The following is a 22,055-nucleotide window of genomic DNA, read 5'->3' on the forward strand; positions in this document are numbered from 1 at the left end:
TTATTCAGGAACTTCAACTCCTTAGATCCTCGATGAAGCGGTCGACGGCTCCTAATTGGCGTCCAAGACTGTCACCTTCGCCATTGATTGCCATTTCAATAGCCTCAGCGTCTGGCTTTGAGGGCATCGTTCCCAAGAACCGATAGCCATCAGGATCCGCTTTAAAGAGATGCCACATCTCCACTTCGGTTTGCAGGAGTGCCCCTGCAGCAAGCGGTTCTAAATGGAAAGCAGACCTCCAGACCGAGAGAAATCCTTTGCGTCTGGCCCTAGCGACACTGCCGAGACCAACTCCAGCATCTTCAAGCTTTCCATTGAGCAGAACCACCGTTCCCTGCCAGCTGTTGCAGATCTGTTCGACCATCTCGTAATCACTTGGCTGCGGTCCAATGGCCAAGAGCAACCGACCTGTGATTTCGGGATCCACGGAAAGCATTAGATCCTTGAGGGCAAGGCAGTGGGTCGCCAGTTCGGGGCTTTCTCGCTGCGCCAGGGCCGCTGCCCCTGCATCAGGCCAGCCCAATACCACGTCCTGACCGCCAGCCTCTAACGCTTTGGCTAGTCGCAAAGCTGGTTTTAAGATCCTGAGTCCTTCGAAGCGCCAGGTCACGGTCCAGCGCCGTTGCTGACGATCGCTCAGAGCTTTCTTGAGAGAGTCGAGGGTCATCGACTCGGCCTGGACAAGATCGGCAGGAAGGGTGACGGACAAACTCAACTCGATGGGAGGGCTTCGCGGGGAGAGTACCTAGACGTCAGACACGATTGTGGTTCATGCGATCGATGGCGTTTTGAAACCGATCGTTGATCTCAGTCAAGGTTCCAGGATGAATCCAGTAGCCAAGACTGAGTCGAAGCCCCGATCGTTGCCATAGGGGATCCACGCCCATCGCTTTAAGGATGGGGCTATCACTATCGCGGCCGGAGGAGCATGCACTCCCACTACTTGCTGCGATTCCTTCACGATCCAGTGCTCGTACCAAGGCACGACCCGACATGGGCTGTCCGTAGCGATCGGAGACCAGCATTGAGATGTGGTGCGGTAAACGCTCCGTGGGATGACCACTGAGACGGATTGCATCGTTTTGGCAAAGCAGGTCAAACAAGGCATCGCGCACGGTTGCGATTCCTGATCCTGATGATTCAACTTGATTTACCTGACAAGAAGCGATGTCACGGAATGCTGCTGCCATTCCTTGCGCCAGGACGGGGCACTCAGTACCGGCGCGAAGACCATTTTCCTGTTCACCTCCGGCAAACAAGGGCTGGATCCGTTCAGCGATCTCCTTTCTGATCAGTAACAGACCGATGCCTCTTGGACCACCGCACTTGTGTGCTGAGGCCGTTAGGAGATCAACCGGAAGCTCATCCCAATTTGGACAACCCTGGCTCAGGACTTGGGTGGCATCGGTATGGAACGGAATGCGCTTTGAACGACATGCCTCTCCAACGGCCTGAATCGGTTGAAGCGTACCCACCTCGCTCTGACCCCAGATTAAAGAGACGAGTTTGGTTGGAGGTTGCAGGAACCGATCCAGATGCTGCATTTGGATCTTTCCGTAGGCATCCACGGGCCATCGTTCAATCGTCCATCCGCACGCAATCAATTGCTCAGCTGCTGCAGAAACAGCCGGGTGTTCTACAGCAGAGATCACCAATCGTCCTGGTGACATGGATTTGGCGACACCAAGCAGGGCGAGATGGGCTGACTCGGTGGCACCTGAGCTGAACAGAATGTTTGATCGATCAGCTCTCAGGCTGTTGCTGATGGAAAGACGTGCACGTTCGAGTGACTCAGCAGCATCACAGCCGATTCGATGAAGGCTTGAAGGATTCCCCCAATTGTCTTGCTGCGCTCTGATCATGCAGGAGATCACGCTCTCCCTTAAGGGAGCGGTGGCACACCCATCCAGGTAAAAGTAGGGCTCTTCAGGGCCTCTCATCGCGTTGAAAGCGGGACAGTGTTCGCTCCTCCAGGGAATCGCCAGCGAGGTTGATCATGGCGTCGAGTGAAGTTGATGATAAAAATTCTTGGACGAGCGCTTGAGCTTCATCGCGTAAGCAATGGTCAGGTTGTTGGCAGGTGTCTTGGCAATCATTCGCGCAGTCCAAACTGTTCTTGGCTTGCGTTGATGGTGTGGAAGCATCGGCGCTTGATGGGGTTGTCTGTTCAACTGTTGCCGCTGATGTCGGCTGTTCCGGTCTTGGCTGTGGCAATAATTCAGGATTCAGAACTCCATCAAAAACAGCTACGGCAGGTCCTGTCATAAACACGGAGCCTTCGGGATCGGGCCAGCTGATCTCGAGTGGACCGCCCGGGAGTTTTACCGTGGCCTCTGATCCCGATAACCCGAGCAACGTTGCGGCAACGAGTGTGGCGCAGGCCCCCGTTCCGCAAGCAAGGGTTGGACCTGCTCCGCGTTCCCACACGCGGATTTCAAGGGTCTGTTCGTCGATCACTTCCAGGAAGTGAACATTGGTTTTGGCGGGAAATAAAGGAGCGACCTCCAGTGCCGATCCCCATGCATCAAAGGGAATGGACTTGAGGTCTTGCACGGGCACCACCACATGAGGATTGCCCATGCCCACAGCCGCGAGCTGAAGGGTGCAGCCCTGGAGATCAATGTCCCCTTGTGGAAGTCCAGACCGTCCTTTCGGAAGCGTGGTTGGAATTTGATCCGAATTCAGAAATGGCTGACCCATATCAACTCGGATCTGTCCGTCTTCACATAGTTCAGGGACGATGACGCCCGCCATGGTTTCGGTTCTCCAGGTTCGTCCTGGCTGATCTCCATCGCTATCAGCCAGAAAACGGGCTAGGCAGCGAATGCCATTGCCGCACATCTCTGCTTCGCTTCCATCCGCATTGAAAATGCGCATCCTCAGTTCTTCGCCCTGCTGTGGGGGCAGGGCCAAAATCAATCCATCGCCTCCGATCCCAAAGCGTCGATCACAGATCTGGCGCACCCAATTTGGATCTGGTTCGGTGATGTTGAGAGGAAGTTGTCCAGCACGACCTTCCAACAACACGAAGTCATTGCCTAAGCCCTGGTACTTGCTGAATTGGATCATCTCCTCAAACTCCAGTATGGAACTGGGTTCCTTGAATGTTTCCATGACCAGTATTGACACCCATTACGATACGTTACATGTGCTATTTGATCATCCTATTCGACACTCGTGCTGAAGACGCTTAGCCCTTTGAAGATTGCCTATCGAGCCTCTCTGCTTCTGTCGTTTCTAGCAATATCAAAGATAACGAGATTTGTCTCATAGCTTTACTGGCTCCTCTCAAAGTATTTAATTTGCTTAAGTCCTATTGAAACTAGTCACTACTGCAAACCGTATGTCTTTTGGAATCGTAGATCTGAATTGCCCCGATCTTTTATTTGCTCGGCCTCACTCAAAGCCTTCTCAGTAATTAAAAGTCTAAGCATCATATTTAGTGATGGGTAAAGATCTCCTGTTCCGCTCTTGGTGGCCTGGCGCGATAGACCGAACGTTCGATGAATACCCTGTCATGTCAATACTTTTCAGCGATCAGCCAGCGTAGATCCAGCCAGCAGCCCTAGGGGAGCCCATGCCCATGCTGTGTGTTCATGCTCGGTTGCTTTTCCTGATCGTGGAGGGAACGGACCTCCTTTGACCTGTCATGAGTGACGCTAACAGGTAGATAGCGCGGCTCATATGTATTAAGTATATGATTCGGTAATTATTTTGAAATGCATGGCTTCTTCTTGATTAGCCCTTTAAACTCAATGCAATACTCATGATCATTTAAATCATCAGGCTAAGGGGCGTTCGGAGGATTTCAGTAATATCTACATGCGACTTTGTCGTGGACTGCGTGCAGGCCTCGCTCGCTCGCGATCTCATCCAATTTTGAGATGACCCTCCACAGAATTACGCATCATCTGAGCTGTATTCGGCATCGATAGGGGTGCGAGGTCACGTCTGCCCTTTCTGCTTGCTCGTCGTAGCTTCTCTTCCTAAGTCTGCCTTCCTATTGAGCATTGTTATCTCAAGGCTTGGTTCTCAGCGTTTCCGATCTAGAGGATCTCCATAGGTCCATGTTTAATCGGTTCTTATAATGATCTGTCTGCAGTCATTCAATGGAGTTCCACGGGTCTTTGCTTCAGCTAAAAGCTGCTGTTGAAAAACTTGGTGTGCCTTGTCATTGGGAGCACCGACACGATTTTGAATCTGCTTTTTTTGACGATGAAGTCAGTAACCTTAAATTGAATTGGTGGCCTTCCACAGGCGTCATTCAAATGGTTGGCGATCCTGAAGTCAGGGAGGACATGTGGAATCGTCTTCTATTGGCTTTAGATCTTTGATCTACCCCCTCTTCGCTGGCTCGTTAGCGCCTTCCCCTCCTCATCGTGGGGTTTGATCAGTTCATCCTCAAGATGAAACACGCATGCAACAAGGGTCCTGTAGTTTTTGAGGAAAGCGGGGTTATCACCTGCTTGGTTGTCATCAGTGGTTCATCCAGAGATTGGAGAGAGTGGTTGTCGTTGGTCCTTTGATTCCATTTGACCTGAATCGTTTGAGCAAACTCAGAGATTCTTGGCATGCAAGCCATGTCACTGAACAAATGATCGTGCCTTCCCCAACTCACCTTCAATTCAGTTCTTAAGCGAAGAGCATTCAAACGGTCTGATCGAGAGCTGACTCATCTTTTTCTCAGATTTCTCAGCATTCTCTCAGTTCACTATCAGGTCTCTTTAGGCAAAGATTCATTGAAGTGCGTTAATTATAAACAATCATTGGTTTACCAACAATGGAAGGCTGGTTGCAAGATTCTCAAAAGTATTGGTCAGTGAGATTTCATAGTGACCCGGACATACGTAATGATGATGCTCGCGTTCTGGTTGATCATGGACGAGAGATGCCTCCTGGACAACCTGCTCTGCTGTTGTCACGCAGATATATGAGGTACGAGGACGCTGTCAGTCTCTGGAAACATCTGATACGAGGTGGCTGGGAAGAAACAAATGCTGTTTGGTGAGGCTCGCTAGGAGATTAAGCCGGTTCCGCAAATTAGATCTGATGATAAAGCTTAATGAGTCTACTCATCACTATTGGTTGGTATTATTCGCTTCGTAAAGAGTTCGATCGTTGTTAGATCAAGTTAGAATAGGTTGTTTTTATCCGTCTCTTGCAATGATTCCCTGAAAAACACCTGTCTCAGGTAGGTCTATCTATCGCAGAATGGGTGAAGTGGCATTTGTTTGTCGGATTGAAGAGGTATTCTTTTGTTGAGCCTGTGTCGCTAAGAAGATGAGTATTTTGTGCGTGCACTCTAGGGGCCTCTGGTGAGGGATTGATAGCAATCTGACCAATTTTAATGATCGTCCGCCTCACTCCTAAATCCTCACTGAAGCAATTGGAACATGGTTTGATCTGTCACTGTCGTGGTTTGGCGTGACGGGGCATCACTCTCATGGTCGCTGATCCTTGTAGAGATCATTCAGGCCGTAATTTCGGGTTTTTCTCCATGTCTTGACGATCTTTTCACAACGACTGGAAATTCTTGTTTTGATTTAAATCAGACAGTTCACTATTGGAAATTTTTTTGTAAAAGCTTTCATTCTCTGATTTTTATTCCAACTGCTCCAATGCCTTCCGCATTGTCTCCAAGCCAACTGAGCTATAGGTACCACTACCTTTGCTCTTTTTTGGACTGTGGCCAAGCAACTTGCCAATGGTCCTCTCATTTACTTCCTTTGTCCGAAGACACGATGCTGCCCAGTCACGTGTTGCTTTGGGTGATACACCGATGATGTCATTCCAGTGCATTCCTTCCGCCCAGCGTGCTCTATTTGGGTTGTAAGCCCAGGGGAATATCAAGCCAGAGTTACCGGCCGAGCACTCACTTCCCGAGCGCATGATCTCCATCAGCTTGGGATGTATGGGAATCGTTCTCTGTCTGAAAGCGCTCTTCAGGGGCCTTGTCTCATGTCCCTTGAAGCTGATCGTTCCCTCGTTCAGATCCATGTCATCCCAACGGAGTCCTGCTGCCTCTGAGGCATGACTCCCTGTCCATCTGAGGACATGCCAGAGCAGTTGATGGTGTTTAGGCAGGTTCTGCCATCTCTCATCGGCTTGGTCCAGTCTCACCACCTTCTTGACCCTGGCCTTGCTCGTCACCTTCTTGTTCAATCCTTCCATCGGGTTGCTTTGGATCCAACCCTCATCCACGGCCACGTTGTACAAGCCAGAGAGATACCTCAGGCGAGTCTTGGTCGTGCTGGCTGCTGTGGTCGTCAGCAGGTGCTTCCTGTAGTTCAGAGCGTCATCTCTGGTTAGCTCCGTAATGAATTGTTTGTGGGAGTGCTCCATCAGCTTCCCTAGATTCCTCTCCCATTCCTTCTTGGTGGACGGCGCAGGGCTCTTCGACAGGGTTGCAAGATCTAGCAGGTCATCAGCCGTCTTGGGCGTCTTGGTGGTCCCCTTCAGGACTCTCTTGGTTAGGCGGTGGAGCTCCTCATCGTGAGGGTTGATGTTCTCTGGGTCATCAAGGCGTATGAACTCCCTGCTGGTCGTCTGCGCCAGATCGTGGCTGTCTACGTTTTTAGGGAACTGGTTCTTCATTGGCAGGAGTGACAGGAGCTTCTGCTCTGGCATGACCTGCTGGCCCCTGGCCTCCCTGATGAGCTGGTCGGTCTCTTTGAGGAACTCAACAGCGTTCTTCTTTGCCTCATTGAGTGTCTTGCCTGCCTTGCGGCGCCACGTTGCGCACCCGATGCTGCCTCTGAGCTTTGGAGGGACAGACCGGATGAAATACCAGCCATCCCGACCTGTTCTTCGGGTGAGATAGCGAGGTTTAGAGGAGGTCGCCATAGGCATGGACCAGTCCCCCAATTCCTACTTGTTTTGTCGCTCTGTGGATCAGATCTTCCTTTCGATTTCGACTGGACCTAACGCCTACGGCTGCTTTGCATTGCTTGATGGTCAGGACATTCAACCCCGACCGTGATGGATGTACACATGTAGTGGCAAATTTGGAGTATCTCTTGTTGATAAACCCCACATGTGGAGCTGTCGATGGTTGTGGCGTTGATGCTGATGTCGTTGATGGTGTTGGTTGTTCTGGGAGATGACCTGCTCGCGCGTTAACCATCAAGACGCTGTCCTCACAGAGATTGATGAGGGCCGCGATGACGAGCTCTCTTGGGGGGACAGGCTTCATCGTTGATCGGTTTGCGTCGGGACTCATTGTTTTGGAGATCGATCAACCGGCGCTGCTCTAGCTGCCCTGTTATCTATGCCCAGATTCTATGCCCAGTTGTTGGTCAATAGCTAGTTATCAGCGGGGATCTAAACTCTCGTGTCCTATGCTCCGGACCTTGCTGAATTGCAGCATGACATGTCCGATCCCTTTGTGATCCTATGGAGCCAAGTTCCTTTGATCCGAGCTTGCCCAGCATTCGTTTGCTGCAGACATGGATTCGCGAACGGAAAATTCTCAGCCTTGAATTAAATGATGGACGTCGGCTGATTGGAGTCCTGATCTGGCAAGACCAACATTGTTTAGCCCTGCAACCCACTGACTCTGATGAACCGGTTTTGATCAGTCGAACCGCCATGCAGCTGGTCAGGCCGTTGCCCCGAGGCCTTTGAAAACAGCATTTGTGTCACGATCTCTCCAAATGGTCCTTTGCCGTGACGGCTTCCTCGTCCCCATCCTCTAACGCAGCCTCTTCGGCCACTGATCGGTATCAACCCCTAGCGCTCGAAGAGCGATGGCAAGCGCTTTGGAAGGATCAGCGCCTCTATGAAACGCAGATCCCGAAGCCAGGGCAGCGAACTTTTTATGCCTTGTCGATGTTTCCGTACCCCTCGGGAACACTTCATATGGGGCATGTCCGCAATTACGTGATTACGGATGTGATTGCTCGGGTGCAACGCATGCGGGGTGATGCAGTGCTGCATCCCATGGGGTGGGATGCCTTTGGCTTACCCGCCGAAAATGCCGCGATCGAACGGAAGATCGACCCCGGTGTTTGGACAGACAGCAACATTGCTCAGATGCGCGGCCAATTGGATCGTCTGGGGTTATCGATTGATTGGGATCGCGAGGTGGCAACCTGCCACAGCGACTACTACCGCTGGACGCAATGGTTGTTCCTGGAACTGCATTCCGGCGGCCTTGCCTATCAAAAGGAAGCCACTGTCAATTGGGATCCCGTTGATCAAACGGTGCTCGCGAACGAGCAAGTGGATGCTGATGGTCGCTCCTGGCGTTCGGGAGCGTTGGTGGAAAAGCGAGATTTGCGCCAATGGTTTTTACGCATCACGGATTACGCCGATGCCCTGCTTGATGATCTCGATCAACTCCAGGGTTGGCCTGAACGTGTCCGCACAATGCAAGCGAATTGGATTGGCCGCTCCATTGGTGCGGAGATCGATTTCCAAGTGGAAGCCCATCAAGGGACTTCCATCACCGTTTTCACCACGCGTCCAGACACGTTGTTTGGAGTGAGCTATCTGGTTTTAGCGCCTGATCACGCCCTCGTTGACCAACTCACCACAAACGAAGAACGCATCTCGGTGACTGCGTTCAGGGATCTCATGGCTGAACTCAGTCAAGAGGAGCGTACGTCTGATGATCAACCAAAACGCGGCGTTCCGACCGGCGCTTTCGCTATCAATCCGGCCAACGGTCAATCGATTCCCATCTGGATTGCTGATTACGTGCTGGCTGATTACGGAACGGGCGCTGTCATGGGTGTACCGGCCCATGACATTCGAGATTTTTCATTCGCTCGACAACACGAATTGCCTGTTCAAAGGGTGATTGAAGTCTCTGGCACCAATGAACATCTCAGTGATGGTGAAGCCTGGACAGGACCAGGAACACTGATTCATAGTGATGGCTTCAGCGGTTTAAGCAATGAAGAGGCTAAAACTGCGATTACAAATCATGGGGCCGAAAACGGTTGGGCTCGGGCTAAACGTCAATACAGACTTCGCGATTGGTTGATCTCAAGGCAAAGATATTGGGGGTGTCCCATTCCAATCATTCATTGCGATGATTGCGGTGCTGTTCCGGTCCCCCGCGACCAGCTTCCTGTGGAATTGCCAACTGGAATTGATCTGAAAGGGGCTGGAGGATCACCTCTCAATCGTGCAAAGGATTGGGTCAATGTGACCTGCCCCAAATGTGGCAAACCAGCTCGTCGTGAGACCGACACGATGGACACTTTTATGTGTTCATCGTGGTATTTCCTTCGATTTGCGGATCCTCATAATCGAGATCTTCCATTTGATGCAACCTCCGTTAATCGATGGTTGCCTGTTAAGCAGTATGTGGGGGGGATTGAGCATGCCATTCTCCACTTGTTGTATGCGCGCTTTTTTACTAAGGCATTAAAAGATCGGGATTTACTGGAAACCAAAGAACCCTTTGAACGCTTGTTAACGCAAGGCATGGTGCAGGGCATCACCTACCGCAATCCAAGAACTGGGCGTTATATCTCCCCGGCAGCCGTCCAGGACGAATCCAATCCCCTCGATCCGGATGACGGTGGACCCTTAGAAGTGTTGTTCGAAAAAATGTCCAAGTCGAAGCACAACGGTGTGGATCCTGCGGCTGTGATTGATCGTTATGGCGCCGATACGGCTCGGATGTTCATTCTTTTCAAAGCTCCTCCAGAAAAGGATTTGGAATGGGATGACGCTGATGTAGAGGGGCAATTTCGTTTCTTGCAGCGTCTTTGGCGTTTGGTGGATGCGGAGGTGAACCATGGCGAAACCTCCACCGCAACGGGCGAATCAGACAGCGATATCCGTCGTGCCGTGCACCAGGCAATCAAAGCTGTTAGCGAGGACCTCAGTGATGACTTTCAGTTCAACACGGCGATTTCGGAGCTGATGAAGCTCAGCAATTCCCTTTCCTCTGGCTTGGCGCAAGCCTCACCTGGAGTGCGGAAGGAAGCGATGTCAGCTCTTGTGCGCTTACTGGCGCCATTTGCACCGCATTTGGCCGAGGAGTTTTGGCAACGACTCGGCGGTGAAAACAGTGTTCACTGTCAGCCGTGGCCTGACCATGATCCAGAGGCCCTGGTCTTGGAGTCCATTGAAGTGGTGATTCAGGTCAAAGGAAAGGTAAGGGGATCGATGTCCGTGGCCGTTGACTGCAGCAAGGACGAACTAGAGCGCTTGGCTCTTGCGAGTGATGTGGCCCAACGCTGGTTGGAAGGCAAGCCGCCGAGACGAGTCATTGTGGTTCCAGGAAAGCTCGTCAACCTGGTGCCGAGCTCTTAACGGGTCAGCCTTTGCTGAAGCGCAGTGAGGCTGGACTATCCCAACTTCCCTGTGCCACGTATCCACGATTGTTCCCCGTGAGATGACGCAGGATCCAGAAAATAGCCTCATCCGTGCCTGATCCAATGGCCTTTTGGATTTCCACGGCAGACCTGGACACTCCGTCGGATAGGACCTCTTCCACTTGCTTCTGCAAATTCAAGATGGCAGCAGCGGCTTTTTTGCCCGCTTCAACGCCTGGTTGGTGATAGGCATTCACATTCACCAATTCTCCGTATAAACCAACGGCGCGTTCAAACAAGGCGATCAGCGCTCCGAGACGGCGCGCGTCAAAGCGACGCATGCTGATACTCAAGCTTTGACGTCCGCCTTCAGTGAGCGCTGATCGCGTGCCTTGCAGGAACCCATCAAGGAAGTCACCAGGGCGCTCCCCTTCGATCGAAGGGATATCTTCCACATCGCGCAGAACCTCGATGAAGGTCACGAAAAAATTGTCGATGCCGTCACGAAGTTGCTGGACGTACGCGTGTTGGTCGGTTGATCCCTTATTCCCATACACCGCAATGCCCTGATGCACTTCCTTGCCATCACGATCAAGGCGTTTGCCGAGTGATTCCATCACCAGCTGTTGGAGATAACGACTGAAGACCTCGAGACGATCGCGGTAAGGGAGCACGACCATGTCGCGTTTGCCTTTGCCTTCACCCGCGGCATACCAGGCTGCTGCCATCAAGGCTGATGGATTGCGACGCACATCAGGACAGCGAGTGGCTTCATCCATTTGGGCAGCCCCCGCCAAGAACCCACGGATATCGCAACCGATCAATGCGCCAGGCAGTAAACCCACAGCACTCGTGATACTGGTGCGACCACCAATCCAGTCGAACATATCGAAACGCTGGAGCCAGTTCTCTTGTTCGGCTTGTTGATCGAGCTTGCTGCCTGCCATGGTGACAACCACTGCTTGCCCCGTCCAACTGCCTCCGAGAGCTTCAAGACGATGTCTTGCTTGTTCCATGCCGAGGTGGGGTTCAGGTGTCCCCCCCGACTTGCTGACCGTGATCACCAACGTCGTACAAAGACGTTCTCCGAGGTCTGCAAGAACCCGGCTCATGCCATTGGGGTCAACGTTGTCGAAAAAGTGGAACGGAAGCCCTACTTGATGGTCCTGAAGAGCGCGAACCATGAGGAGAGGTCCGAGGGCACTCCCTCCGATCCCGATCCAAAGAACATCCGTAAAGGGCTTTCCGTTGGGAGCCTGGATGGATCCATCAAGAATCGACTTTCCAAATTCATCGATGGCGTCGATTTCAGCTGAGATGCTTGCCCCAACTCCTTGATCAGGCGCTAATTGCGGTTGACGTAACCAATAGTGCCCAACTTGACGTTGCTCATCTGCGTTGGCGATCGCACCTCCTTCTAAGTCCTCCATCGCCTTGAAAGCTTGGTCCAGGCGGGGGGTGAGAGTCTCGAGATCAGAACTGTTGAGATGCATCCGACTGACATCGAGCCAAAGGCCTAGATCGTCGTGATACCAAAGCAAATCGCAAAAGCGTTGCCACTGGGTCTGGCTATCGATGGCGCTGAAATCCGGGAAGCTCATCTCTTGCGGAGAACCTTCATCCCCGAACCTATCCGTGATTGTCCGAGATGCCCACGAATTGGAATATCGAGGTTATTCTCTCCGCGGAAACGTGGAGTGTCTTTTGTGAGTCTTTTTGGACGTCAGGTTGTTGCCACAGCGGGAGTTCTGGGCTTGATCTGTTTGTCCGTAGCTCACCTTCGCAGCACCGCTCAACTGCCATTGATTGATGCTGAGATCCAGACGCAGCCGATCCAGGGAGATCCGAGTGTCTTCAGCCCAGAAGAGCTCTTAATGCTGCAGCGCCGGTTTGGTGTGCATGGGCCACAGACTCGACTCGCTCAGTTGTTCACCCGAGGGATGGATCAATTCCAGCCCTTGCGAACCCAAACAGTCAATCGACTTCAAGCACTAAAGCCAGTCATCAAAAGAGAATCGAGACGCTATCGGGTCAACCCGATGTTAGTGACAGCGATCTTGTTTGATGAAATCCAGCATTCGAAGCCCGGAGAAGATCTGCCATTTGTTGTGCACTCAGGTTTTGTGTCAACGCACGGGCCTGCTCAGCTTGGAATTAGTGAGTTAATTCATCAAGGTCGTCTTCCGTTGAATCCATCAAAAACTGAAATCGCTGAAGCCAGAAATCTGTTGATGAATTCTGAAGCCAATGTTGAATTACTTGCGGCAAAAATAGCTCGGCTCAAGAAAGAATTGGGACTGGCTCCCGATCAAGTCCTAATAGCGAGTCGTTCATATGTTGATGCTAAGGCGATCGCAACACTGGCTTACCTTCACAACGGAAAACTTGATTATCCCAGGCGAGTGTTGCGCTACATGCAAGATACTGAGTTGCATGGCTTGATCTTTTCAGAGTCTCGCTCCACCAATCAACTATTGATTTAAGGATTGACCTCATTAAGTAAATAGGCTCTTGATGAACGAAGAATTCTGTCCTGAGTCGTCAGGGACAAAGAACTTGTAATGCGGCTAAACGTGTTTGAAGTTGATCCCAATCAAAACTTCTTGGGTCACCCCGCTCTCCACCAAGATCAACGTGCCTGTGGGTCGTAATCGCCGCTGGAGTAAATCCAAAACGATCGATCCAGTCTTTTAGTACAAGCGCTAATGAATCATATTGTTCACTTGAGTATCCGCTATGGGTTGATCTGCTATTACCGCCATCTTGAGGTGTTTCCAGGCTTAAGTGAAGGGCAAAATTATTGACTGAGCCCCTTATTTTTGGATTGGTGACGGCCCACTCACCAAGAAAAGCCGAATAGCCCGCTCCATAGGCGCGCTTGAGTGGATCCACAAGGTCAACGATCTTCCCATCGAGACCAATCACTGTGTGATAACTCACTTGATCTGCATCTCTGGGATGGGGAGTCATAAAGGTATTCACAGCTGATTGAAGCGAGTACACCGTTTCATGGAGTACAACGACGCGCGGATCAGGATTGAGAGTTGCTCCCCAGGGATTAATCCTGAAGCGTTCTCCAAAATTGGTAGGATCTGTAGCTACGGATACTCTCCGTTGCTTGAGTGTGCGTTGTTGAGCAGCTAGCCGATGTTTGACCTTCTCGTCAAAGCCTGAACATTGCTTGGCAAGAGGTGAAGACCAGGAGATCGCCCTTGGGGGTTGCGGTTGTCCGGATGGCTCAACTTGTTGACGTTCTCGCTTCGTCTCGCTGCCCACTTCATCAAGAAGATCGAGGAGAGATGGACTGCTCGCTTTAAGCGCACCACTTTGGTCATTGCTTAACCAGGCCAGAGCACCAATACCAAGAACCAGAGTTCCACTACAGAGAATCAGAGTCGCACCACGATGGGATAGGTGAGACTGCACTCGCTTCCAGATTTCAGTTACACGATAGAAAACCATCGATCACGTAATTCTTTTTGTGATGACGATGCACCAGCGTCCCAGGTGATCTCCCAGCGCTCAACAATTGGATCCTTTTTCTTCAGGATTGTCGTGCTGAGACGCCCGCGACGTGCATAAAGCACTGGAATGTGTTCGGGACCTTGAAGGAGTGCTTGCCAATGCTCAAGACCTCTGATACGCCAATCATGAGCTCCGACGATCTCGTCTCCTGGTACGAGACCTGCTTGTTCGCCAGGACTGTCAGGGCGTACTTTATTGATCAACAAACGATCGTTTTGCTTAGACAATTGCATCCCAACGTCTGCATGCTTCGAGTGAATCGGAACGGCAATCAAACCGAGGGAATTCAGGCAGTCATGAATTGGAGCGTCAATCGTTGTTTCAAGCCAGGTTGGTAAAACCTCGGCTAGTGACTTGTTGTGATCAGCTACGACCTGGATTAAATCTTTTGGTTCATACCCCTTGCCATAACGCCCTAAGCGAAGCCAAAGATCTCTCACAACAGAGGACAGAGCCGAACCAGATTGTCTTAGCTGTACATCAAGGCAAAATGAGACAACAGTTCCAAGTCGGTAGTAACTGATTTGGGCAACAGAATTGGCAGGTGTTTGCTTATAAAGCCTTAGCCATGCTTCTCTTGAGCTATCAGCCAATGATTGAATCCTGCATCCGGGATTTAGGAGTACATGAGAGATGTCTTTCCCTAAATCCTCAAGCAACGTTTGACGATCAGATTTTGACGCTAAAAGCGTCAGGGTTAGATCAAAATAGCTGGTAATTCCTTCTGCAAACCAAAGCCCATCGCTAATCTCAGCCCTATCGTATCGATAGGGAACATAGGCACCAGGCCGAAGCCTTCGCACATTCCATTGGTGAAAGTATTCATGGCCAATCAACTGCAGAAGCTGTCGATAGCCATCCTTTTTTGTCAGTGCATCCCATGAAAATTGAAGCACTGAGGAATGATCATGTTCTAAACCGCCATACCCTTGATCTAGTAGTTGAATCACTAATTGATAACGATCTCCAGCCGGTGGAGGGCTGCCCATCAAGGTGCAAGCTGCAGTGCAGACGGCTTCGATATCGGCTTGAAAGGTGGGAGGCCAACCCATCGGTGGCACGCCAATCGTCAACAATTCATGCTGATGCCCACAAACTGCAAAGGGACGTGAGTGAAAAGGACCGGCGTGGACGGGTGCATCGACGAGATGGTCGAAATCTTTAGCTTCATACCCAGCGTCAACCTGTGGCAGGGGCAGATGTCCCAACCAACCGTCTGGCAACAACAGCCGGAGGTGATGCGGATTCCAGCGTTCTCCATCAATCAACATGACCACTGCGGGAAGGCACAGGGATGCGAAATCTGGATCCAAATGATTGGTGCGGACCGTGAGCTGACGTGCTTCCAGCGTGTAGGTCAAGCAAACGGGATCGAGACTGACTAGTTCCGCGGTCCAGCACGATGGTGCTACACGCTTGGTGCTAACAGCCAGACCTGCTTGCTCAAACTGAAGACTGTGAAGATGCTGTGCGTGGTCTCGAACCGTGTAGGACCCAGGAGTCCATATGGGCATCAGCCATGATTGCTGAAGGACACGAGGTGTCCACTCGAGTTTCACTTTGAGTTGCTGACTTGCAGGCTCACAGAGATCGATCGAAATCCTGACGCGATCCATCAGGACATGGCTCGCTCAGCTCCCTGTTGCTCTGTTGTTGTGAGGGAAGGAGTAAAGGTGGCCCCGTCTGTCGAGCGCAGCGCTGACCTCAGGGCGTAGGCCCGCAAAATAGTTTTGAGATGGGTTTGATGTCCTGCGGAATCGTTGGTTTGACCAAGATCCAGCATCAACGCCAACGATCCATCGTCATCACGCCTCCAGCCCATTTGTAGCCCGCTGCGATTTGTGGCCACCAACTCAGCTGAATAAATATCCTGCCCAAATGCTTTGATCAGGCCTGGACGCTGTACAAGATAGTTTTCTGCCAACAGAGTTTCCTCAAGAAGCTCGAGGTCGGTGATGACGGTTGGCAGGATAGTCAGATGGGACATGAGCACATGATGCCCGCGCACTCGAACCTTAGCCACTGTGTTGATGATTCACTCGATTCAGGTCTCGCGCTCATCTCCCCATTGATTCAGACGTGGCCACAGTTCGAGCCACGTCTGCGTCTCGGTGTGATGGCCTCTGGCAATGGAAGTAATTTCGAGGCGATTCAAGACTCGATTTCTGCCAAAGCGCTGCATGCCGACATTCACCTCTTAGTGGTCAACAACCAGGGTTGTGGTGCAGAACAGAGAGCACAACGTCTCAATATTCCTTGCCAATTATTGGATCATCGTCAGTTTGAGACGAGAGAAAGTCTTGATCACGCTCTTGTTCAATCGTTTCTTGATGCTGATGTGGAGCTCATCGTGATGGCTGGCTGGATGAGGATTGTGACTCCAGTGTTGATTCAAGCCTTTCCAAACAGATTGCTCAATATCCACCCATCCCTCCTGCCCAGCTTCAAAGGTCTCGATGCGGTTGGACAAGCTCTACAAGCGTCGGTACGGATCAGTGGTTGCACTGCTCATCTAGTAAGGGCTGATGTGGATACCGGACCGGTCATTGCCCAAGCGGCTGTTCCAGTCCTTGAGGACGACACGCGAACGTCCTTGGCTATACGAATTCAATCTCAGGAACATCGCATTTTGCCCTGGGCAATCGCTCTTGCAGGATTGAAGTGGCGCCAGACCGTGGAGCCCCTGACCAGCACAGGTCAGGGGTAGAACGGAGCTAGCGGTAAACCTGTTTCACCTGGCAGGCCTGCCATGAGGTTCAGGCATTGAAAAGCCTGTGCGGCCTGTCCTTTCATCAAGTTGTCCACAGCGCTCATCAAGACAAGCCGTCCGGTCCGGTTGTCGACTTGCACCGATAAAAAAGCCCGGTTGGTGTGTTTAGCCCATTTCGTTGCTGGGTAGGTGCCAACAGGCAACACCGTGACACACGTGTGATGGCGGTAGAAACTATCAAGAACAGTGGTGCAGTCTTCGGCTGTTAGTCCGGGGTCGCGCAATCTGGCGTACACCGTTGACAGCAGCCCTCGCACCATGGGAACGAGATGTGGTGTGAACTGCAACTGGATGCCACATCCGGCAACCTCACTGGCCATCTGCTCAATTTCTGACGTGTGGCGATGGCCTACAACGCCGTAAGGACAGATCGATTCAGAGGCCTCCGCTAACAGAAGATGTTCTTTAGCAGCACGTCCGCCACCGGATGTGCCCGTCTTTGCATCGATGATCACACCGTCTTGTTCGATCAATCCTTGCTTGAGGAATGGCAACAAAGGCAGCAAGCTCGCGGTGGGAAAACAGCCAGGGGCCGCAACCAATCGTGCAGTTGCAATGGCCGATGCATTCCATTCAGGTAACCCGTAGACGGCTTCAAGACACAGGTCAGCATCCCTGCGCTTGCAAGAGAGAGCCTCCTGGGCGTAGACCCTCGCCCACTGATCGAGCGAGCGGTAGCGGTAATCAGCGGAGAGATCCACGACTCGAACACCACGTTCCAGAAGTTCAGGAACCATTCCGCTCGCCAATCCATTGGGAAGGCTGAGCAAAGCCACATCAGCGCACTCGGCAATTCTGCTGGGGTCAGGACTCTCCACAACGGGATCATCCGGTAGCGACAAAAAGGGGCAGAGCTCACTCCAACGCTTGCCAGCACTGCGTTCTCCGCCGAGCAAGCTGATCTCAAATTCGGGATGGGACTGCAACAGCCTCAGGCTTTGCAAGCCCCCATAACCGGATGCACCGATAACCGCAACTCGTTTGATCGCCATGAACTGAGCGGAATGATCGGCTGATCGTACTGGCGTCGATCATGATGAGAGCTTGTTGGATACCTAGAACGCTGAGCCATTCAGCCGTAGCTTCCGAGGGCATGGATCCGAACTTTGACTCCATCCCCGATGCCCTCAACGCCATCCGGAATGGCGAGTGCGTTGTTGTTGTCGATGATGAACGCCGTGAAAACGAAGGAGATTTGATTTGCGCTTCGCAATTCGCGACGCCAGAGCAGATCAATTTCATGGCCAAAGAGGCTCGCGGTTTGATCTGTCTTGCCATCGAAGGAGATCGTCTCGATGCTCTTGACCTCCCCTTGATGGTTGATCGCAACACCGATGAAAATCAAACGGCGTTCACGGTGAGTATTGATGCCGGCCCTGAGCACGGTGTCTCGACCGGAATTTCAGCTGAAGATCGCTCTCGCACGATTCAGGTTGTGCTTCAGGCCGATGCCAAGCCTTCTGATCTAAGGCGTCCAGGGCACGTGTTTCCGTTGAGGGCCCGTTCTGGAGGTGTGCTTAAACGTGCTGGACATACGGAGGCTGCGGTTGATCTCGCTCAGCTCGCAGGGCTGATCCCATCAGGAGTCATTTGTGAAATTCAGAACTCCGATGGCTCGATGGCTCGTCTTCCAGAACTTCAGATTTACGCCAAACAATTTGGCTTGAGGCTGATCAGCATTGCTGACCTCATCAGCTATCGGCTTCAGAACGAACGCTTTGTTCGTCGTCATGCACAGTGTGTGATGCCCAGTCAGTTTGGACAGTTCCAGGCGGTTGGATTTCGCAATGAACTGGACAACAGTGAGCATGTTGCTCTGGTGAAAGGTGTCCCTGGGCAATTGCAGGAACCTGTGTTGGTTCGGATGCATTCAGAGTGCCTGACTGGGGACGCCTTTGGTTCTCTTCGCTGTGACTGTGGTCCACAACTGGAGGCCGCCCTGTCGCAAATCGAGCAAGAAGGAGAAGGCGTTGTTGTTTATTTGAAGCAAGAAGGTCGTGGCATTGGCCTGATCAATAAGTTGAAGGCCTATAGCCTTCAAGATGGAGGTCTAGACACCGTGGAAGCGAATGAGAAGTTGGGATTTGGAGCAGATCTACGAAATTACGGAGTGGGAGCACAGATCCTTAGTGATCTTGGAATTCATCGCCTAAGGCTACTCACCAATAATCCTCGCAAAATTGCAGGACTCGGTGGATATGGTCTGGAAGTTGTGAGTCGAGTCCCGCTGATCATCAATCCAGGAGATCATAATGCCAATTATTTGGCCACAAAACGGGATAAATTAGGTCATCTATTTAATGCCAATAGTGCAGCTGATGTCGTTACTCTTGCCTGGGATTGCGGTGAAGATTTGATCGCTAAACTTCCAGATCTTCTTAAAAGGGCAGAAGAATCAGCGTCGAAATTAAGTCTTACCCTGCAACCAGAACAAACACCACGGCTCCTTGCTCTTTGGGAACGTCCGCAATTTGTTTGGACTGTTTCAGGTGATCTCACCGCAATTGAGTTGTTCCTCAAAACGTTGGCCTCTTGGACAGAAACAAAAAGACTCGGTTTCTTGAAAACGGCGAAAGCAGAACAACGTCTTCACCCTTCATTACAACTTAATCGTGAAGAAATGGACCTTTCATTATTATTGGATAATACAAAAAATGGCTGGTCAGGACATTCTGACCAGCCAATCTTAATTCACTGGTCCTAACGCATCAGTCGGTGACCGTCACACTTTCAATGCGGCTGCCATTTTTCAAGGCGAGAACCACATCCATGTCACCGGTTTGCCCAAATACGGTGTGCACACCATCAAGGTGGGGCTGAGCTTCGTGAACAATGAAAAATTGGCTTCCACCGGTGTTGGGACCGGCGTGGGCCATGGAAAGAATCCCTGGGGCATGCTTCCGGTTGTTGATTTCGCAATCAATGGTGTAGCCAGGACCGCCTGTTCCAGGCATTCCCTTGGCTCCTTCACGGCTGTTGGGGCATCCACCCTGAGCCATAAAACCATTGATGACGCGATGAAAGGCAAGACCGTCGTAAAAGCCTTCGCGCGCCAGCTTCACAAAATTGGCGACGGTGTTCGGCGCATCTTGATCGAACATTTCCAGCTTGATCTGGCCGGCATCCGTTTTCATCAGGACTGTCGTCAAGGCACCAAAAGCAAAAACCAATCTTAGGCAAGCGGGCAAGATGAGTGTCAAAGTGCGCCCTTTTTAAAAGAATGACCACACTCCATTCCTCCCTCCAAGACGCACGCGTTGGTGTGATCGGTGGTAGTGGCTTGTATTCGATCGAGGGCCTCGAATCCGTAGAAGAGGTCACGCTGGAGACTCCATTTGGCGCTCCCTCTGATTGTTTGCGTGTCGGCCAACTGAATGGCGTTGAGGTGGTGTTTCTTGCCCGTCATGGACGCTCGCATCACCTACTCCCTAGTGAGGTTCCCTATCAGGCCAATATTTGGGCCATGAGGTCCTTAGGGGTGCGCTGGTTGATCTCGGTTTCCGCTGTTGGATCTCTTCAGGAACATCTCCGCCCTCGCGACATGGTTGTCCCCAATCAATTCATCGACAGAACGATGCAGAGGCCCCAGTCCTTCTTTGGTGGTGGCTGTGTTGCCCATGTCAGCTTGGCGGATCCGTTTTGTGAGCGATTGAGTGATCTGCTTGCTTCTGCTGCTACCGCCGAGATGCCTTCTGGGCATCGCCTGCATCGAGGTGGCACCTATCTGTGTATGGAAGGTCCGGCATTCTCGACAAGAGCTGAAAGTGAGCTGTATCGCAACTGGGGTTGTGATGTGATTGGCATGACGAATCACACCGAAGCTCGATTAGCAAGAGAAGCTGAAATCGCCTATGCCTCCCTCAGCATGGTGACTGATTTTGATTGTTGGCATACCGAGCACGACGCTGTGACCGTTGAAATGATCATTGGCAACCTCCAAGCAAATGCCGCTGCCACGGGGCCAATCCTCTTTGCTCTGATGGAGAAACTAGGCCGTGAACGTCCTTCTTCTCCAGCCCATCACGCCCTTAAGGATGCCTTGATGACTCCTCCAGCTGCCGTTCCTGCAGCAATCCGCCAACGCCTTGATTTATTTACGAGTTCCTATTGGGGGCCTGCGACTGCTCCAGCCGACTAAGGGGTTCATTCAGGTGGATTCCGATCGAACCAAGAGCAGCGCGCAGGTTGCCGTCGTGATTGGCCAGCAGGATATGGGCCTGTTCAAGATCCATGGATCCAGCTGCCATCACCAGAGCCCGTTTGACCGATCCCTGGGCTTCCGTCAGCAGGGGAAGACCTTGCTCGCGAGATAGGCCAGCAAGATCCGTCAAGATCCTCAGAGACCGGTCGACAAGCTTGCTGTTGCTGGCAGAGACATCAACCATGCGGTTCCCGTAGACCTTTCCCAACTTCACCATCACCCCGGTGGAAAGGATATTGAGTGCCATTTTTGTTGCTGTTCCCGCCTTCAAACGCGTCGATCCAGTCAGCAGTTCTGGGCCTGTGATCAAGCGGACGTCCAGGTGACAGGGCATGGGTGCCTGTTCTGCAGGCACGCATGCCATCGCGATCGCCAAAGCATCCAAATCAACGGCGTATTGCAGGGCACCGAGTACATAAGGAGTGGTGCCACCAGCGGCAATGCCAACCAAACAATCGTCTGCGCTGAATTGATGACCTTTGAGGTCGTCTACTCCCCCCGTCTCTAGATCCTCAAGTCCCTCTGAACTGCGCAGAAGGGCAGGAGCACCTCCGGCCAAAACACCCTGGACCAATTCTGGTGGGCTGCAAAACGTGGGGGGACATTCAGCAGCGTCCAAAACACCAAGTCGGCCTGAGGTTCCTGCTCCGATGTAAAAAAGGCGACCGCCTCTGCTTAAACGCAATGCAACAGCATCGATTGCAGCACTGAGAGCGCCTGAGGCACCTTCAACAGCTAATTGAGGTTTGCGATCTTCATCGATGAACAACTTCACCAGGTCGTCTGTGGACAACACGTCCAAATCAGCGCTTCGTGGATTCGACTGCTCTGTAGTGAGGTAGCCCCGATTTTCAGAAGGATTCACAGCAAATCCTCCAGACGACGGCGAACATCATCCAGACCATCGCTTGAGCTTGATGGTTGAACGCTATCGACCGATTGATCTTCTGTTTGCCAATTGCTGACGTCTCGATTGGAACTGGGAGGGGCCAGCATCAAGCGTTCATCATCTGTTTTAGGGACAAAACCAGTTTCGACAAGTCGCGCTTCATACCCAGCCTCCGTGCAGAACAGCTCCACCTCGTGTTGATCGAGAGCTTCCACAGTCGGTGTTGGGAAATCCTGGGCCTCTAACAGGCCTGCATACCGTTCGGCGTCGTCGGAGTTTTCAAACATCAAAACCACCGTTGTCCCAGACAACTCCAGGGAATGGATGCCCTCACTGTCCTGACCAGCGTCGTAAAGAAGGACGTGAACGAGCATGAGCTGTTTGAGGTCCCTTTCAGTC

General features: G+C 51.9%; 20 protein-coding genes. 8 read left to right on the plus strand and 12 right to left on the minus strand.

What is annotated here, in order from left to right:
• Positions 1-13: 13 nt before the first annotated feature.
• From SIC18_RS09335 to dapF, 3 genes are read right to left on the minus strand one after another with little or no spacing between them, the layout of a single operon-like run.
• Positions 14-715: a DUF1995 family protein gene (locus tag SIC18_RS09335; protein WP_245407305.1), complete on the minus strand. Its 702-nt coding sequence runs from the start codon at positions 713-715 to the stop codon at positions 14-16.
• A 37-nt stretch (positions 716-752) separates the two neighbouring features.
• Entirely contained in the window at positions 753-1,940 is a 1,188-nt protein-coding gene (locus SIC18_RS09340) for a cysteine desulfurase family protein (RefSeq protein WP_413429415.1), read from the minus strand.
• The gene (dapF, locus tag SIC18_RS09345) at positions 1,927-3,069 is read right to left on the minus strand and encodes a diaminopimelate epimerase (RefSeq protein ID WP_413429416.1); all 1,143 of its coding nucleotides are present in this window, start codon (positions 3,067-3,069) and stop codon (positions 1,927-1,929) included. The genes SIC18_RS09340 and dapF overlap by 14 nt, the downstream gene beginning before the upstream one ends.
• Before the next feature lie 1,040 nt (positions 3,070-4,109).
• Between dapF and SIC18_RS09350 the strand changes: the two genes are divergently transcribed.
• A complete protein-coding gene (locus tag SIC18_RS09350) occupies positions 4,110-4,334 on the plus strand; it encodes a hypothetical protein (protein ID WP_048346477.1) in 225 nt (74 codons plus the stop codon).
• Positions 4,335-4,780: 446 nt separating this feature from the next.
• A complete protein-coding gene (locus tag SIC18_RS09355; RefSeq protein WP_071840734.1) occupies positions 4,781-5,008 on the plus strand; it encodes a DUF1651 domain-containing protein in 228 nt (75 codons plus the stop codon).
• A 593-nt stretch (positions 5,009-5,601) separates the two neighbouring features.
• On the opposite strand, the gene SIC18_RS09360 is transcribed toward SIC18_RS09355, so the two are convergent.
• The gene (locus SIC18_RS09360) at positions 5,602-6,843 is read right to left on the minus strand and encodes a tyrosine-type recombinase/integrase (RefSeq protein WP_413429418.1); all 1,242 of its coding nucleotides are present in this window, start codon (positions 6,841-6,843) and stop codon (positions 5,602-5,604) included.
• A 549-nt stretch (positions 6,844-7,392) separates the two neighbouring features.
• Between SIC18_RS09360 and SIC18_RS09365 the strand changes: the two genes are divergently transcribed.
• Both SIC18_RS09365 and leuS read left to right on the plus strand, forming a co-directional pair.
• A complete protein-coding gene (locus SIC18_RS09365) occupies positions 7,393-7,623 on the plus strand; it encodes an Hfq-related RNA-binding protein (protein ID WP_048346480.1) in 231 nt (76 codons plus the stop codon).
• Between the two features lie 42 nt (positions 7,624-7,665).
• Positions 7,666-10,269, plus strand: coding sequence for a leucine--tRNA ligase (gene leuS, locus SIC18_RS09370; RefSeq protein WP_413429419.1), 2,604 nt, complete (start codon positions 7,666-7,668; stop codon positions 10,267-10,269).
• Between the two features lie 4 nt (positions 10,270-10,273).
• On the opposite strand, the gene SIC18_RS09375 is transcribed toward leuS, so the two are convergent.
• Positions 10,274-11,872, minus strand: a complete 1,599-nt coding sequence (locus tag SIC18_RS09375; RefSeq protein ID WP_048346481.1) for a glucose-6-phosphate isomerase — start codon at positions 11,870-11,872, stop codon at positions 10,274-10,276.
• Between the two features lie 105 nt (positions 11,873-11,977).
• Between SIC18_RS09375 and SIC18_RS09380 the strand changes: the two genes are divergently transcribed.
• A complete protein-coding gene (locus tag SIC18_RS09380) occupies positions 11,978-12,754 on the plus strand; it encodes a helicase DnaB (protein ID WP_084764224.1) in 777 nt (258 codons plus the stop codon).
• Positions 12,755-12,812: 58 nt separating this feature from the next.
• On the opposite strand, the gene SIC18_RS09385 is transcribed toward SIC18_RS09380, so the two are convergent.
• The 3 genes from SIC18_RS09385 to SIC18_RS09395 are packed head-to-tail and all read right to left on the minus strand — an operon-like array spanning position 12,813 to position 15,783.
• Positions 12,813-13,733 (minus strand): N-acetylmuramoyl-L-alanine amidase, encoded by a 921-nt coding sequence (locus SIC18_RS09385; RefSeq protein ID WP_413429420.1) that lies wholly within the window; start codon positions 13,731-13,733, stop codon positions 12,813-12,815.
• Entirely contained in the window at positions 13,715-15,412 is a 1,698-nt protein-coding gene (locus SIC18_RS09390; protein WP_413429421.1) for a PDZ domain-containing protein, read from the minus strand. The genes SIC18_RS09385 and SIC18_RS09390 overlap by 19 nt, the downstream gene beginning before the upstream one ends.
• Complete coding sequence (locus SIC18_RS09395; protein WP_413429422.1) at positions 15,412-15,783, minus strand: DUF1257 domain-containing protein; 372 nt, start codon at positions 15,781-15,783, stop codon at positions 15,412-15,414. Before SIC18_RS09395 ends, SIC18_RS09390 begins: the two co-directional genes overlap by 1 nt.
• Before the next feature lie 9 nt (positions 15,784-15,792).
• On the opposite strand from SIC18_RS09395, the gene purN reads away from it, so the two are divergent.
• The gene (gene purN, locus SIC18_RS09400) at positions 15,793-16,503 is read left to right on the plus strand and encodes a phosphoribosylglycinamide formyltransferase (RefSeq protein ID WP_048348139.1); all 711 of its coding nucleotides are present in this window, start codon (positions 15,793-15,795) and stop codon (positions 16,501-16,503) included.
• On the opposite strand, the gene argC is transcribed toward purN, so the two are convergent.
• Positions 16,494-17,558, minus strand: coding sequence for an N-acetyl-gamma-glutamyl-phosphate reductase (gene argC / locus SIC18_RS09405; RefSeq protein WP_413429423.1), 1,065 nt, complete (start codon positions 17,556-17,558; stop codon positions 16,494-16,496). The genes purN and argC overlap by 10 nt on opposite strands.
• 101 nt (positions 17,559-17,659) lie before the next feature.
• Here argC and ribBA point away from each other — a divergent pair, with 101 nt between their 5' ends.
• Positions 17,660-19,270 (plus strand): bifunctional 3,4-dihydroxy-2-butanone-4-phosphate synthase/GTP cyclohydrolase II, encoded by a 1,611-nt coding sequence (ribBA, locus tag SIC18_RS09410; protein ID WP_245407307.1) that lies wholly within the window; start codon positions 17,660-17,662, stop codon positions 19,268-19,270.
• Positions 19,271-19,274: 4 nt separating this feature from the next.
• On the opposite strand, the gene SIC18_RS09415 is transcribed toward ribBA, so the two are convergent.
• Positions 19,275-19,700, minus strand: coding sequence for a peptidylprolyl isomerase (locus SIC18_RS09415; RefSeq protein ID WP_371190339.1), 426 nt, complete (start codon positions 19,698-19,700; stop codon positions 19,275-19,277).
• An 86-nt stretch (positions 19,701-19,786) separates the two neighbouring features.
• Here SIC18_RS09415 and mtnP point away from each other — a divergent pair, with 86 nt between their 5' ends.
• Positions 19,787-20,704, plus strand: a complete 918-nt coding sequence (mtnP, locus tag SIC18_RS09420) for an S-methyl-5'-thioadenosine phosphorylase (RefSeq protein WP_048346486.1) — start codon at positions 19,787-19,789, stop codon at positions 20,702-20,704.
• Here the strand turns inward: mtnP and murQ are convergent.
• Both murQ and SIC18_RS09430 read right to left on the minus strand, forming a co-directional pair.
• The gene (gene murQ, locus SIC18_RS09425; protein WP_048346487.1) at positions 20,661-21,632 is read right to left on the minus strand and encodes an N-acetylmuramic acid 6-phosphate etherase; all 972 of its coding nucleotides are present in this window, start codon (positions 21,630-21,632) and stop codon (positions 20,661-20,663) included. The genes mtnP and murQ overlap by 44 nt on opposite strands.
• Positions 21,629-22,030 (minus strand): DUF3110 domain-containing protein, encoded by a 402-nt coding sequence (locus tag SIC18_RS09430; protein ID WP_048346488.1) that lies wholly within the window; start codon positions 22,028-22,030, stop codon positions 21,629-21,631. Before SIC18_RS09430 ends, murQ begins: the two co-directional genes overlap by 4 nt.
• Between the last annotated feature and the right edge of the window lie 25 nt (positions 22,031-22,055).

Source organism: Synechococcus sp. Cu2B8-bc1011, assembly GCF_047302735.1.
GTDB lineage: Bacteria > Cyanobacteriota > Cyanobacteriia > PCC-6307 > Cyanobiaceae > Synechococcus_C.

Excerpts from the sequence above, each read along its gene's own strand:
- SIC18_RS09340 (WP_413429415.1), bottom strand. The coding sequence starts at position 1,940 with ATGAGAGGCCCTGAAGAGCCCTACTTTTACCTGGATGGGTGTGCCACC.
- dapF (WP_413429416.1), bottom strand. The coding sequence starts at position 3,069 with ATGATCCAATTCAGCAAGTACCAGGGCTTAGGCAATGACTTCGTGTTG.
- SIC18_RS09350 (WP_048346477.1), top strand. The coding sequence starts at position 4,110 with ATGGAGTTCCACGGGTCTTTGCTTCAGCTAAAAGCTGCTGTTGAAAAA.
- SIC18_RS09355 (WP_071840734.1), top strand. The coding sequence starts at position 4,781 with ATGGAAGGCTGGTTGCAAGATTCTCAAAAGTATTGGTCAGTGAGATTT.
- SIC18_RS09360 (WP_413429418.1), bottom strand. The coding sequence starts at position 6,843 with ATGGCGACCTCCTCTAAACCTCGCTATCTCACCCGAAGAACAGGTCGG.
- SIC18_RS09365 (WP_048346480.1), top strand. The coding sequence starts at position 7,393 with ATGGAGCCAAGTTCCTTTGATCCGAGCTTGCCCAGCATTCGTTTGCTG.
- SIC18_RS09375 (WP_048346481.1), bottom strand. The coding sequence starts at position 11,872 with ATGAGCTTCCCGGATTTCAGCGCCATCGATAGCCAGACCCAGTGGCAA.
- SIC18_RS09385 (WP_413429420.1), bottom strand. The coding sequence starts at position 13,733 with ATGGTTTTCTATCGTGTAACTGAAATCTGGAAGCGAGTGCAGTCTCAC.
- SIC18_RS09390 (WP_413429421.1), bottom strand. The coding sequence starts at position 15,412 with ATGGATCGCGTCAGGATTTCGATCGATCTCTGTGAGCCTGCAAGTCAG.
- SIC18_RS09395 (WP_413429422.1), bottom strand. The coding sequence starts at position 15,783 with ATGTCCCATCTGACTATCCTGCCAACCGTCATCACCGACCTCGAGCTT.
- purN (WP_048348139.1), top strand. The coding sequence starts at position 15,793 with ATGCCCGCGCACTCGAACCTTAGCCACTGTGTTGATGATTCACTCGAT.
- argC (WP_413429423.1), bottom strand. The coding sequence starts at position 17,558 with ATGGCGATCAAACGAGTTGCGGTTATCGGTGCATCCGGTTATGGGGGC.
- ribBA (WP_245407307.1), top strand. The coding sequence starts at position 17,660 with ATGGATCCGAACTTTGACTCCATCCCCGATGCCCTCAACGCCATCCGG.
- SIC18_RS09415 (WP_371190339.1), bottom strand. The coding sequence starts at position 19,700 with ATGAAAACGGATGCCGGCCAGATCAAGCTGGAAATGTTCGATCAAGAT.
- mtnP (WP_048346486.1), top strand. The coding sequence starts at position 19,787 with ATGACCACACTCCATTCCTCCCTCCAAGACGCACGCGTTGGTGTGATC.
- SIC18_RS09430 (WP_048346488.1), bottom strand. The coding sequence starts at position 22,030 with ATGCTCGTTCACGTCCTTCTTTACGACGCTGGTCAGGACAGTGAGGGC.